This is a genomic window from Psychrobacter sp. AOP30-A2-5, assembly GCF_052378115.1.
Classification (GTDB): Bacteria; Pseudomonadota; Gammaproteobacteria; order Pseudomonadales; family Moraxellaceae; genus Psychrobacter.
Genome location: NZ_JBQSXK010000035.1, coordinates 1 through 13,127 on the forward strand (window position 1 = coordinate 1; position 13,127 = coordinate 13,127).

Annotated in this window: 12 protein-coding genes; 4 read left to right on the forward strand and 8 right to left on the reverse strand. The window is 43.8% G+C overall.

Annotated features, from left to right (window positions below; genetic code table 11):
- Nucleotides 1-54 precede the first annotated feature (54 nt).
- The 6 genes from ACT3S4_RS13925 to pheA form a co-directional block, all read right to left on the reverse strand.
- Nucleotides 55-612, reverse strand: a complete 558-nt coding sequence (locus tag ACT3S4_RS13925) for a 2-amino-4-hydroxy-6-hydroxymethyldihydropteridine diphosphokinase (RefSeq protein ID WP_444761268.1) — start codon at nucleotides 610-612, stop codon at nucleotides 55-57.
- A complete protein-coding gene (folB, locus tag ACT3S4_RS13930) occupies nucleotides 602-1,012 on the reverse strand; it encodes a dihydroneopterin aldolase (RefSeq protein WP_109592682.1) in 411 nt (136 codons plus the stop codon). The genes ACT3S4_RS13925 and folB overlap by 11 nt, the downstream gene beginning before the upstream one ends.
- A gap of 51 nt (nucleotides 1,013-1,063) precedes the next feature.
- A complete protein-coding gene (rarD, locus tag ACT3S4_RS13935; protein ID WP_055124102.1) occupies nucleotides 1,064-2,026 on the reverse strand; it encodes an EamA family transporter RarD in 963 nt (320 codons plus the stop codon).
- A 292-nt stretch (nucleotides 2,027-2,318) separates the two neighbouring features.
- Nucleotides 2,319-4,640, reverse strand: a complete 2,322-nt coding sequence (locus ACT3S4_RS13940) for a bifunctional prephenate dehydrogenase/3-phosphoshikimate 1-carboxyvinyltransferase (RefSeq protein WP_443517994.1) — start codon at nucleotides 4,638-4,640, stop codon at nucleotides 2,319-2,321.
- A 171-nt stretch (nucleotides 4,641-4,811) separates the two neighbouring features.
- Nucleotides 4,812-5,954 (reverse strand): histidinol-phosphate transaminase, encoded by a 1,143-nt coding sequence (gene hisC, locus ACT3S4_RS13945; RefSeq protein WP_443548118.1) that lies wholly within the window; start codon nucleotides 5,952-5,954, stop codon nucleotides 4,812-4,814.
- Nucleotides 5,955-6,117: 163 nt separating this feature from the next.
- Complete coding sequence (gene pheA, locus ACT3S4_RS13950; protein WP_045455471.1) at nucleotides 6,118-7,299, reverse strand: prephenate dehydratase; 1,182 nt, start codon at nucleotides 7,297-7,299, stop codon at nucleotides 6,118-6,120.
- Nucleotides 7,300-7,817: 518 nt separating this feature from the next.
- Here pheA and ACT3S4_RS13955 point away from each other — a divergent pair.
- Complete coding sequence (locus ACT3S4_RS13955; RefSeq protein WP_443517850.1) at nucleotides 7,818-8,759, forward strand: transaldolase; 942 nt, start codon at nucleotides 7,818-7,820, stop codon at nucleotides 8,757-8,759.
- A gap of 142 nt (nucleotides 8,760-8,901) precedes the next feature.
- Entirely contained in the window at nucleotides 8,902-9,378 is a 477-nt protein-coding gene (locus tag ACT3S4_RS13960) for a hypothetical protein (RefSeq protein ID WP_443517851.1), read from the forward strand.
- Nucleotides 9,379-9,476: 98 nt separating this feature from the next.
- On the opposite strand, the gene ACT3S4_RS13965 is transcribed toward ACT3S4_RS13960, so the two are convergent.
- Nucleotides 9,477-10,046, reverse strand: a complete 570-nt coding sequence (locus tag ACT3S4_RS13965; protein WP_443517852.1) for an adenine phosphoribosyltransferase — start codon at nucleotides 10,044-10,046, stop codon at nucleotides 9,477-9,479.
- Between the two features lie 355 nt (nucleotides 10,047-10,401).
- On the opposite strand from ACT3S4_RS13965, the gene ACT3S4_RS13970 reads away from it, so the two are divergent.
- Together ACT3S4_RS13970 and ACT3S4_RS13975 are read left to right on the forward strand one after the other, a co-directional pair.
- Nucleotides 10,402-10,566, forward strand: coding sequence for a rubredoxin (locus tag ACT3S4_RS13970; protein ID WP_011280463.1), 165 nt, complete (start codon nucleotides 10,402-10,404; stop codon nucleotides 10,564-10,566).
- Between the two features lie 27 nt (nucleotides 10,567-10,593).
- Entirely contained in the window at nucleotides 10,594-11,622 is a 1,029-nt protein-coding gene (locus ACT3S4_RS13975; protein WP_201553742.1) for an alpha/beta fold hydrolase, read from the forward strand.
- Nucleotides 11,623-11,746: 124 nt separating this feature from the next.
- On the opposite strand, the gene ACT3S4_RS13980 is transcribed toward ACT3S4_RS13975, so the two are convergent.
- Nucleotides 11,747-12,748, reverse strand: a complete 1,002-nt coding sequence (locus tag ACT3S4_RS13980; protein ID WP_443517855.1) for a WG repeat-containing protein — start codon at nucleotides 12,746-12,748, stop codon at nucleotides 11,747-11,749.
- Between the last annotated feature and the right edge of the window lie 379 nt (nucleotides 12,749-13,127).

Here is a 13,127-nt window from a genome sequence, read left to right on the forward strand (position 1 = left end):
GTACAGCTCTTAAGACTCCATTTTATTCAAAATTGATATTAAATATCCATAAAACTACGGAATATCTGAAATTAATTCTTCAATCCCTGCTCTTTCATGCGCTTTGAATGGGTAACGATCTGCCATTACAATCCAATTAGACTCTTCAAATTCCTTATTGCTGCTTAGGCTATTTTTATCAGAAACAACTTCTATTAATAGCGTTTCTATCAATAGAATATCGATATCCATCGTAACTTTTTTTATTGGCGTCTGAGCTTCTGTTAGACGCTGCCTATGACAGTCACCCTCAAGATCTTTAAAAACCTGCTGTAACTGTTGCAGTGTCATTGGCTCTACCAAACGCAAATAAACGCACTGATTGGTATAATCGGGCTTTGGTTGCGCTTCGGTCGATGTAAAGTCAGGATTTTCAAACGCAGTAGATAACTGTATCTCCCCTAGCGCCGCTAGATCCTTTCGGACAAGCGGCAGATAATGTTCAGCTTGATAATTACTGCCTAAAGCCAATAATACTGCCGTCACAGACTGCGTTTGCAACTGTTCAGGCGTCTGCTTTTTTAGCGTTTCAAGACTCAAATCAGCCAAATTTTTATGCATATTATGCATCATCGTCTTTGCTTACAACTGGCTTATCTTCGATGACCGTTGCATAACGCGTGATCTGTACCCCAACCGCATCGGCTTGCTTTATAGCAGTAGGCTTAGCAATGCTTAAAGTGATTTTATGACAGCTATATTTGGTAAGCAACTTATCAGCGATTTGCCCCGCTAAATGCTCTAGCAACTGCGCTTTAATCGCTTGGCACCACGCGCTCACATCATCGCAAACTGCTTTGTAATTCAGTGCATCATTGACATCATCTGAGATAGCCGCACGGCTGATATCTGTTTCAAGTGCTATATCAATCAGCAGCGGCTGCGTGATTGCGCGCTCCCATGCATAAACACCGATAACTGCTTCTACTGTCAAGCCTTTAACGAATACCACATCAGATTCGGTATGAAACATGCTCTCATCCTTGTTTGCTAAATTTTAATTAGATTTAAAATCTCAGGTTTTTTAATTGGTTTTCTGCAACGCCTCTTCACGCAAACGCGCGGCTTTTAGCGCTTTACTAGGACGATGACGCCATAAGTCAATGCTGAATAATAACAGACCAAACCAAATCAGACCAAACACTGCAAGACGCTGTAAATCAAATGGCTCGTTATAATAGAACACCGCTAAGAAGAAGATAAATGTCGGCGTCAGATAATTCATAAAACTTAAAATACTATAAGCAACGAGCTTGGTAGATTTATTAAACAATAATAGCGGTATCAAGGTAATCGGCCCTGCGATCATTAGTAGCCAAATATTGGGACTAAACCAAAAACTCAATTGACTGCTGACCACATCCGCTTGCCAGAACCACCATAAGCAAATCGGGACCAACATCGTTGTTTCGACAAACATAGCATCGACAGCTGTCAAAGGTGTCTGCCGTTGAATGGTGCCATAAGTACTAAAACTAAAGGCTAAAATCAGTGATATCCATGGCAAGCTACCAATCATGACTACTTGAATGACCACGGATAATAAGGCGAAACCAATAGCAACCCATTGCAGCGTACGTAAGCGCTCTTTAAATAAAATCATCGATAGTGCAACGCCCACCAATGGTCCGATAAAATAACCCAAACTGGCTTCGAGAATGCGGTCGTGATTGACGGCCCATACATAAGTGAGCCAGTTGGTGGCAATAATCAAACCCGATATAAATGAGAACGCGATCCATCTCGGGTTTTTCTTTAAGGTATCGATCCATTGCCAGCGCTTGGTGACTACCAACACGATAAGCAAGCAAGCAAACGTCCAAATAATACGGTGACCGATAATCTCGGTCGCATCGTAGGCGGCCAATTGTTTAAAATATAATGGAAACCCACCCCAGATAAAAAAGGCAATGAGTGCGGTGATGATGCCACGTCTGGTTGTTTTAATGGGCGTAACTGGTTTTTTGATGACGTTTTGGGTGGTCATAGTACAGTACAACTTTTTAGAGCAAAGCGCACTCTTGCCCCATATTAGTTTTTATATCAATACAATGGCAAAAGCGCAGGGTCACTACAGATAGGATACAAGTTAAAAAGCAATGCGCTCATGCCAATATAGGCATCAACACATTGCTAACGATAACAACTTTAAAAACAGCTTTTACATCAAGGCTAATGAGCAACTTTTTAGACTTTATCGAATGCTAAAGTCAGCACTTCAAAAGTTAATGCTGCAAAAGCCAATAATACTACACATCAAGTTAATATAGTTTGTGGCATTAAACCGTGGCATTATCAACTTTAATAGACATCCCAATATGATTGGCAAGCTCTGCAAATCCTGGGAAACTGGTATTGACGGTCTCAACGCCTTCAATAGTAATTTGCTTGGATGCACGTAAGCTGGCAATGGCAAAACTCATGGCAATGCGATGATCATGGTGCGAGGTAATGTGACCGCCACCAAAGACAGGCTGGCTATTATTGATATTGCTATTTTGAGCCTTAATACCTTCGACTTCAATGCCCTTACCTTCGATGATTAGCCCATCTTCCGTCACCGTACAATCAATACCCAGTGTTTGTAATCCTTCTGCCATGACTGCAATACGATCAGACTCTTTTACGCGCAGCTCTTTGGCACCAGTCAACACCGTACGACCTTGCGCACAGCTGGCAGCAATAAACAATACTGGAAATTCGTCAATCGCTAATGGTACTAAATGCTCTGGGATTTCAATACCTTTTAGGTTTGAGCTACGAATAGTGATATCTGCGACTGGTTCGCCGCCGACATGTGTCTCATTACTTAGGCTAATATCTGCTTGCATTAATTTCAAGATATCGATAATGCCCGTGCGTGTCGGATTAATACCTACTTGCGTCAAGGTCAGCTCGCTATTTTGGCTGATCGCAGCAGCGACCATAAAAAATGCCGCAGACGAGATGTCAGCAGGGACAGCGATATCACCACCTGTGAGTTGCCCGCCACCGGTTACACTGATACGGTTGCCATCGACCGTTACTGGATAACCAAAAGCTGAAAGCATACGCTCGGTATGGTCACGACTGACTTCCGGTTGGGTAACGGTTGTGGTGCCTTCTGCCCAAAGTCCAGCCAGCAACAAGCAGGATTTAATCTGCGCAGAAGCCACAGGCATCTCATAATCGATGCCTTGTAATGGCTTACCGACAGTCGCTCGACCAGTGATACTAAGTGGCGCCGTACCACTATGACCCGTGCTTTGAATGACTGCGCCCATCTCGCGTAAAGGTGCGGCCACACGCTCCATTGGGCGCTTGTTCAGGCTGGTATCACCTGTCAACACGCTGTCAAATGATTGCGCCGCTAAGATACCAGCCAGCAGGCGCATGCTAGTACCTGAGTTGCCCATATACAATGGTGTTTTACTCGGTTTCAGACCGTTCATACCCACGCCATGAATGGTCAATTTGCCGTTATCAGGCCCTTCAATGGTCACGCCCATATCACGGAATGCTTGCAAGGTGGCAAGCGCATCTTCCCCTTCCAAAAATCCAGTGACATTGGTCACGCCTGTCGCAAGGCTGCCCAGCATAATGCTGCGATGCGAGATAGACTTGTCACCAGGAATGGCAATAGTGCCCAATACAGTATTGCTAGGAGTAATATTATAAGAAGCTGACATGGCAGAAGTATCCGTATAAGGAGTGCTGGCTAACATATGGCCAAAATGTCGCCGTGCGGCTTGCGCTCGGCCCAAAAGTCCCATCAGGGCGGTTGAATCTTTATCGATGATAAGCTGACGCATGGTCTGTAGGTAAACGCCATACTCATCAAGGGCGCTAACAATCGCGCTTTCGTTGGCAAAAAATATATCGTGCCACATTTTAGGATCACTGGCAGCGATGCGGCTAAAGTCGCGGAAGCCGCCTGCCGCATAACGAAACATATCTAAATTGTCATCATGGCTCGCCAATTGCTCAACCAAATTAAAGGCAAGCAGATGTGGCAGATGACTGGTGTGCGCCAATATGCGATCATGGTGTTCCGCATCCATTGACATAACGTTTGCACCCACCGCTTCCCATAACTGCCGCAGCTTGGTAATCGCTACATTGCTTGTAGTAGGTAGCTCACAAATAATGACACTATGATTAACAAACAATGTCGCGCGTCTGGCATGATATCCTGAATTCTCAGCACCCGCAATTGGATGCGCTGGAACAAGACCTATAGGCAATGAGCCAAAGACGGCTTTGGCAGCGTCAATGATATTGACCTTGGTGCTACAAACATCCGTCAGGATGCAATCAGTGGCAAGCTGTCCATTATCCATCGCTGCTTTGATATCAATAAATACGGCTTGCACCGCTTGTACTGGTACGGCGATAACAATCAAATCACTACAAAACACTACTTCACTTAAGACAGCACTACCAGCGTCTAATAAGCCGTGCTGAATGGCTTCGTCGATGCTTGGTGTATGTCTATCAACCGCCACCAAGCGCTCACTCAAACCATTGTCTTTAATGGCTTGGGCAAGGCTCGCACCGATAAGCCCTAGACCAATCACACAAATCTGTTTAAATAACGGCGGCTGAGTATTCATAGACTGCATTTTATTGTTTTGATTGCTTATGTTTTGGTTGATTATATTGTTTTGCTGGCGACTCACGGCTTTTCTCGTTAAACAAACTAGCATCAGAATGACTAAAACAAGCCGACGCTAGTATCATAAAAATGATTAATAAATTATTTACTTATCCAAAACGACCTAACATACTTCTTATCAATTATCAGTCAAGATTGAGCGCAGTGTATCAATCAGGCGCATATTTTCTTCTGCTATCCCTACTGTGATACGCAGCCAATGAGGTAAGCCATAGCTCTCTAATGGACGGACGATAACACCCTGCTCTAGCAATGCTTGATGAATAGAAGCAGCGGTGATGTCTTCCATCTCAACGGCTATTTCTACCATAATAAAGTTGGCATGCGACTTAATGAAACCCAACCCTAACGCATCAAACTGCTTTTCTAACCAGCGCATTTGCTCATCATTCATCAAACGAGTTTTTTCAATAAAGCCTGAGTCAGCAAGTGCTGCAGCAGCCGCAGCTAAAGCCACTCTACTCACGTTAAATGGTTGACGGATTCGGTTGAGTAAGTCCGCGACAGCCACTGAGCTAAGCGCATAACCGACACGTAAACCTGCCAGTCCATAAGCTTTGGAAAAAGTGCGCACGATGACGACATTATCAAATTCATCTAACAACGCCCTATTATTACTTTCAGGGCTATATTCGATATACGCTTCATCTAATACCACCAATACCGAGCTTGGTATACTAGCCATAAATGCTCGTAACTCTTGAGGTTCAAGCTGCGTGCCAGTTGGATTATTAGGATTGGCGATAAAGACTATTTTAGTATTGGGGTTGTCTTGAACCGCTTGACTCATTGCTTTTAAGTCATGCCCAAAGCGATGGGCAGGCACTTCTATACCTGTCGCCCCTTGTATTTTAGCCAACATCGGATAAACGATAAAGGCATATTGACTGTAAACGATAGCATCGTCAGCACCAGCAAAACTACGCGCTAAAATATCAAGCAAATCGTCAGAGCCATTACCCAAAGTAATCTGCTCCACACTGACATCATTGAAGTCAGCCAGCGCTTGTTTTAGATAGTAACCGTTGCCATCAGGATAACGTGCCAACTGACCCAATTGCTCAGTAATCGCTAGCGTGACGTGCGGTGAGCAGCCTCTTGGGTTTTCATTACTGGCAAGTTTTACCACATCTGAGACGCCATACTCACGCGTCAAATCTTCAATCGGCTTGCCCGTTTGATAAGGCACCAGCTCTAAAATACTATCGTAGGCAGGTACAAGCGGTGATAAATTTGACTCTACTGAATGAGATGACGGCATGATTTATCCTTAGATATGATTTTGGCAAGTGATGTGACCCATTCGGCGTTATATCGTTGGTTCAATTTCAGAGCGAGTCAAGGGTAACCAAGGCAACCGAGTGCAGATGATTATGTGATACTTCACGCAAGGTAAACGCCATGACTCTTTTACAATAGAGGGACTATAGCACTGCTTTTGGATAAGAACCTAGAACGCGCACATCTTTTACCAACGGACGGATATCAGCGATAGCAGCGCTGACGTTTGGCTCGTCAATATGACCATTCATGTCGATGAAAAACACGTATGCCCACTTATTCGGACGCTCAGGACGGGTTTCGATACTGGTCATCGACACGCCATGATAAGACAAAGGCTTCAAAATCTCGATCAATGCGCCCGCTTTGTCATGTGCTGATACGACGATAGACGTTTTATCCTGACCTGATGGCGCAATCGCTTCGTGACCGATGATAAGGAATCGCGTGGTATTGCTCGGATTGTCTTCGATATTTGAATATAGCTTATGCAAGCCATATTCAGCAGCTGCCACATCACCGGCGATTGCTGCTGAATGCCATTCATTTTTCAAGCGGCGGGCAGCTTCGCCGTTGCTCGATACCGCCACGCGCTCGACATTAGGATAATTGACATCGAGCCAATGACGACACTGCGCCAATGACTGCTGATGCGAGTAAATACGGCTTAAACCATCAAGTTTGGTATGTTCAGCGACCAAGAAATTCTGATGAATCGGCAGCTCAACTTCTCCGATTATCTTTAAGGTAGAAGAAAGAAAACCATCTAACGTATGATTGACCACACCCTCAGACGAGTTTTCGACTGGCACCACACCATACATCGCTGTGCCTGCTTCAACTTCACGAAATACATCAGTGATGGTGGTCATTGGTACGGTATCAGCGGCTTTACCGAAATGCTTGAGCGCAGCAGCATGAGTAAAAGTACCTACTGGTCCCAAGAAAGCAATGCGCTGCGGTGCCTCTAAGTCAAGACAGACCGACATGATTTCACGGAACAACCGCGCCATTTTGTCATCAGCGATCGGACCTGTGTTGCGTTCCATCACCGCTTTTAGCACTTGCGCTTCACGCTCAGGGCGATAAAAAATAGGATTGCTATTGTCGGCAGTTGGGTTATTGACAATGTGCTGTTTTTTTACTGCGGCCACTTGCTGAGCCAACTTGGCACGGTTATTAATCAATGTCTGGATTTCGCAGTCTACTGTATCAATACTTTGGCGAATATCGTCCAAAAATGCTTTTTCAGTTGCAGTATCGTTAGCCCCTGCGATGGCTTGATTTAGCTTATCCATGTTTTGCTCTGATGACTGCTCACTCATTACCGCCTATCCTTTTTCTAAAATTATTACTGAGTTTTTTACTATTAGGTACTGCTTTTTAACTTTGAAGGCTTTAAATATTGCTAATTATCGACAACCAATCATCTCATTACTGAATCAGCACTCAATGACGGTCAGAGGTGTCAAGCATACTAGCAATGATATTCGATAGAAATCACACTAAATAGCAAGCAGTCTCTCAAAAATACCCTGCACGGCGAGCGCTATCGTCTACTATTGCCGTATGTTAGTCACACACACCAGCATGCAAATGTAGCAGCCAGATCGCTGACCCGCTCTACTATAACAAAAACTATCGACAGTGCCCATGTGTAAATGCGCGTAAATTCGTCAATATTCGCAAACAGAGGCAATATGGCAGCGATGTACGGCAAAACTATGGGGGAACATCCACTCAAAACTATGTTACAGTCTAAAACTGATAGCAAATAGCACTATAAAGTAGAAAATCACCACGTAACTGAATACAATCTGTTTTTGATCAAAAAGGATATATGATGAGCGCATTACAACAGCTTCGTACCATGACCACCATTGTCGCTGATACTGGTGACCTTGCCGCCATTGCGCGCTTAAAACCTATCGATGCGACCACCAATCCAAGCCTCATTACCAAAGCACTCCTCCATCCTGACAACCAAGGCATGCTGTCAGAAACCATGAGTCGTCATAATGGCAATATAGATGCAGTGATTGACGCGCTGACCATTCAGGTTGGCTGTGATATTTTAGAGCTTATCCAAGGCCGCGTCTCTACCGAAGTGGATGCTCGTTTGTCTTATGACACTCAGGCGACGATTGATAAAGCCTTAGCATTTATGGAAGCTTACCAAAAAGCAGGGGTTAACTCAGAGCGTGTATTAATTAAGATGGCCGCGACATGGCAAGGTATTGAGGCAGCACGCTATCTTGAAACTCAAAATATTCACTGCAATTTAACGTTGTTATTTGGACAGCATCAGGCAATTGCCTGTGCCGATGCAGGTGTGACATTGATATCGCCTTTCGTTGGTCGTATTTTAGACTGGCAAAAACGCCAACAAAATCGTCAAAACGTGCCCGCTTCTGATGATATGGGCGTGCAGTCTGTAAAGCGCATTTATCAATACTACAAGCAGCATAACTATAATACGCAAGTGATGGGCGCAAGCTTTCGCTCGACTGAACAGATATTAGCGCTAGCAGGGTGTGATCTATTGACCATCGCGCCTGACCTTATCGACGCGCTGGCAGCGATGGATACTGAGGTGGTACAGCAACTGTCACCTAGCATGTCATTAGATGTAGCCGACATGAAACGCGTGAGTCTAACGCGAGAGGAATATAGTAGCGCCTATCAACAAGACACGGTTACACAAGATTTATTACCAAAAGGTATCGATGGCTTTATTGGTGCTCGTGATGAGCTTGCTCAGATTTTAGCAGCGATGCGTCATTGATATGAGCGTCGAGTGTTATAAACGGTGATGAGTATGATCAACACTTTACAAACCTCAGTCGCAGGTTATAAAAGAAATTTGCCTGCTAATAGTAAGTTGGCTATCATGGCTCACTTCTCACAACAAGAAGCAAGGCTTGATTATGAAACGGCTATCAGTGTTATTAGTGGGTGGTGTTCTAGCAGTCAGCACGCATGCAGTGAACTGGTCAAAAATATCAGAAAGTCCTACTGGATCAATTTTTAGCTTAGACTTAGACTCTATTGAAAGCTCCGACATCAATATCATAGACGAAAAAAATGTCGAAAACATCACCGTATCTATTCGTAGAACGTACCCTGCACAAAAAGATGAAACAAAAGTAGATAAGGAAGGTAAAGAAAAAGCGATTCATCATAGCGATCAGCAATTGCTCATCTCTTGCAAAGACGCCAGTTACTATAGACGCGCTTACGTTAACTATGATGCCAATAATAAGGTATTAGAATCTTGGCAATCAGAAAAACCCATCTTAACCACCAAAGATTTTAAGATAACCAAGCCAAAAACGATTAGTCGTATGCTAATAGAACAGGCGTGTAAAACTTACCTTACCAGCAAGACAAGTAACGTACGTTAAGACAAAGCAAATACAGGCAATTAAAAAAGCGCGCTAAATTCATTCAGCGCGCTTTTTTAATTGCCTTATTTCACGCTATTCACTAAGCGTTGCCAGTTTTAAGCCTTTAAAACCGTATAGACAGGCACTGGAAATTCGCCATGCAAATCAACCAAATCTAGCAATACTAACGCCCCCACTAAAGTATGGTCTGCCGATTTACACAGCTCATAAGCGGTGGTTAAAGTGCCGCCTGTGGCTAAAATATCATCGACCAATAGCACGCGCTCAGGCGGTAGATTGTTTTGCATCTCAAGCGTGTCTTTACCATATTCTAGAGCATACGCTTTATTGGCAACGGGCGGTGGCAGCTTACCGGGTTTACGTAGCAAAATCATCCCTTTGCCCAATCGACCTGCAAGCAAACTTGCAAAGACAAAACCACGCGCCTCGACTGCACCCAGACAATCTACCTCGTCCATCACGCCTTCAGGCAGTGCAGCGAGCAATGCATCTATCACCTCATTAATATGACTGCGCAGTAACGGCGTAATATCATAAAAATCAATGCCGACTTTCGGGAAGTCTGGTACTGTGCGAATCACTTGCCAAAAGGGATGATCCGTATTGAGCTTATTAGACGACTCATTTTCGACATTTTTAGATGTAGCGGCAGCATTAATGCTCATGGTAACCCTTAGCTTATATGACTTAGATAATGTAATTTAGATAATAATATATCAACGATAAATGATGGCGAATACTGTGAATTTAGCGGCGCTTATTATAACATAATTGATAGAAATATCGCAGTTGCGCACGTAAGCGTACAGGTGCTTACTGACAGACAGAAGACCTAAACCCCTTGATAAAAACCAATCAATCTCAATATACAAGTGTAAACTTAACGACGAAAATCACGGTTATATGCTAAACTATGTGCGCTTTTACAGTCTCATCTAACGGCTATGATTGTAAATATGAACGTCAAAAACACCCTGTAACACGGATTATAAACACTGATAATGCTCGATAGGACTATTTATGAAACGTTATGAATGTATCGTCTGCGGCTGGATATATGATGAAGCACTCGGCTGTCCCGAAGAAGGGATTGCCCCAGGCACCAAATGGGATGACATCCCTGATGATTGGACCTGCCCAGAGTGCGGTGTGGGCAAGCTTGATTTTGAGATGCTTGAGCTGTAATAGACGACCCTCTAATTAGGACACTTCATGACAACATCGAATGACATCAAACCATCGGCAACCCTACCAGAAGACTTAGGTGGCTACCCTACTCCTGAGTGGCAAAAGTTTGGCGCGCACCAATGGCGAGACTCTGACCTTAGCAAGCATCTGTATCAATCAATGATTGATATCGGCGATGGCATTGAGCTGTGTGTTGAGGCAGGTGGCAATCCTAATAATCCACCACTGCTCATGATTATGGGACTTGGCTCACAGATGATATTTTGGCCAGATAATTTTATCAAGCGCCTTATTGATGCCGGGTTTTTTGTCATTCGTTTTGATAATCGTGATATTGGTCTGTCTTCTAAAGTGCAGATTGATGGACTACCGCGTATCAGTCAGCTAAAAATGATGATGCGCCTGCAAACCGGGTTGTCCAATAAAGGTACGCAAGTTGCTTATAATTTAACGGATATGGCAGAAGATACCGCTCGTTTGATTAAAGCATTGCAGTTGGGCAAAACCCATCTGATTGGCGCTTCGATGGGCGGCATGATTGCGCAAATCGTAGCGGCACGTTATCCAAGTCTAGTGCAGCGTATGGCGTTGATGTTTACCACGACCAACCGTGCATTTTTAAAACCACCAAAACCTAAGCAGCTATATACCCTGATCAACCGCCCTGAAAGTCATTCTGAGCGCGATATCGTGCGTCATAGTGTGTGGTTTATGAAGACAGTCGGTACGCCTGGGCATGTCAACGTACGTATGGTGCGTGAAATTGCCAAATTGCGTTATCAGCGCAACTTTCATCCGCTCGGCACGGTACAACAGCTCAATGCTATCTTGGCGTCAGGCTCTATTAGCCGGTTTAGCAAGCAAGTCAAAGCACCGACTATCGTACTGCATGGTAGCGCAGATGGACTACTGCCCGCCTCACAAGGTCGCGTGGTTGCCAAGACCATTCCGAATGCCAAGTTTCATTTAATCGAAGGCATGGCGCATGATATTCCTGAATACTATCAACCTTATATGGTTGATTTAATCAGCAATCATTTATTAGACGAATAGTTTTAGTTGTCACACAATCCATAAAAAAGAGCGTAAATCCTACTATTGATTCATAGGGTTTAAGCTCTTTTTTATGCTGGTATTTTACCTAGATCATGTAAGTCTTTAGATTTGGACGCGCCGCTTAATCACAGCCTACTCCTGTGCCCTCCTTATCGATACACATTTTATTGCCGTTTTTTAGATTACCAATCCACGCTTTACCACCAGTAAAGGTAAAGGCGGGTTTGCCTTGATAAAGATCACCAGCCGACACACCGCTATTGGCAAAGCGAAAAGGAATCACCAACTCGCCACCAAGATTAACAAAGCCCCAGTTTTCATCGATACGTACGCCCGCCAAGCTTTCGGCAAAGGGACGCACCTCGTCAAAAGAATAGGTAATCATGGTCACATTATTATCATCGATAAACCCCCATTTGCCATCTTGCTGACGCGGTTGTAGCATCGTAAAGCGATTGGGAAGTGTCTGGTTGGATGAGGATGCATTGCCATTAGCGCTGGCAGGTGCTCGTGGCGTCGTGGATTGCTCGTTGTTATTACCACTTGGGTCACTGGTCGTTTTGCCGTTTTCATCAATCCAACTGATCGCTTGATTTTTACGTACACGGGCGATACCATTTTGGTAATCATCAATATCACTAATCGCGGACGAAAACGGCACGATGGTTTTATTACTAGTAGTAATGACCCCATATTTACCATCCTGCTTTACCACGATACGCCCATTAGAGACGGGACGCGCCCAACCCTGTCCTTCTTTAAGCACATCATACATCGCAGGCACTACTTCACGACCTTGCATATTAAGATAACCGACATGACCATTGCGCAGTACAGGCAGTAAACCTGCCGATATCTTACTGGCATCGACTTTTTGATAACGTGATAAATCAACGACGCTTTTGCCCTTACTATTAATCAGAGCAACTGGCGCGCCGAAATCTTTTGTTGCCAAAAAATAGCCGCTATTTGCCGTACAAGCCACGTTTTTATAATAACTTTTTGGAATTTTGCAACTGGCCGCTTGTACGTTTGGCGCCATAAATAGCGTAATAGCAAAGATGGCGATAGCAAAACCAGATATCAATGGTCGTTGTTGTAGGGATAATGAACGTCGCAACATAGATGAACCTAGGCTAATGGGATTTAAGTACTTGAGGTAAAGACTAATAAGAAACTATCCTGTTTTATTGTGCCACTACAGTGATTATAAACCACTAGATTAGCAAATAGTGATATCCACGCCAACATCGTTCCTGTAAGGATGTCTCCACCATATATTCGTATTGTTATAGAGATTTTCTTATATGAGTGAAGCTTAAGGTCATCATTGATTTTATACCTAGCATATACAGAGATAAAACCTGATACAGCAATAATAAATCAAACAATAAGCATAAATGATGGTTTGACCATTTCATTTTAGCGTCAAAACCTAGACAATACGGCTTGTATTAGCGTCAGTATTCATTGGCGTCATCGTTGATACAGTAAGATAAAAT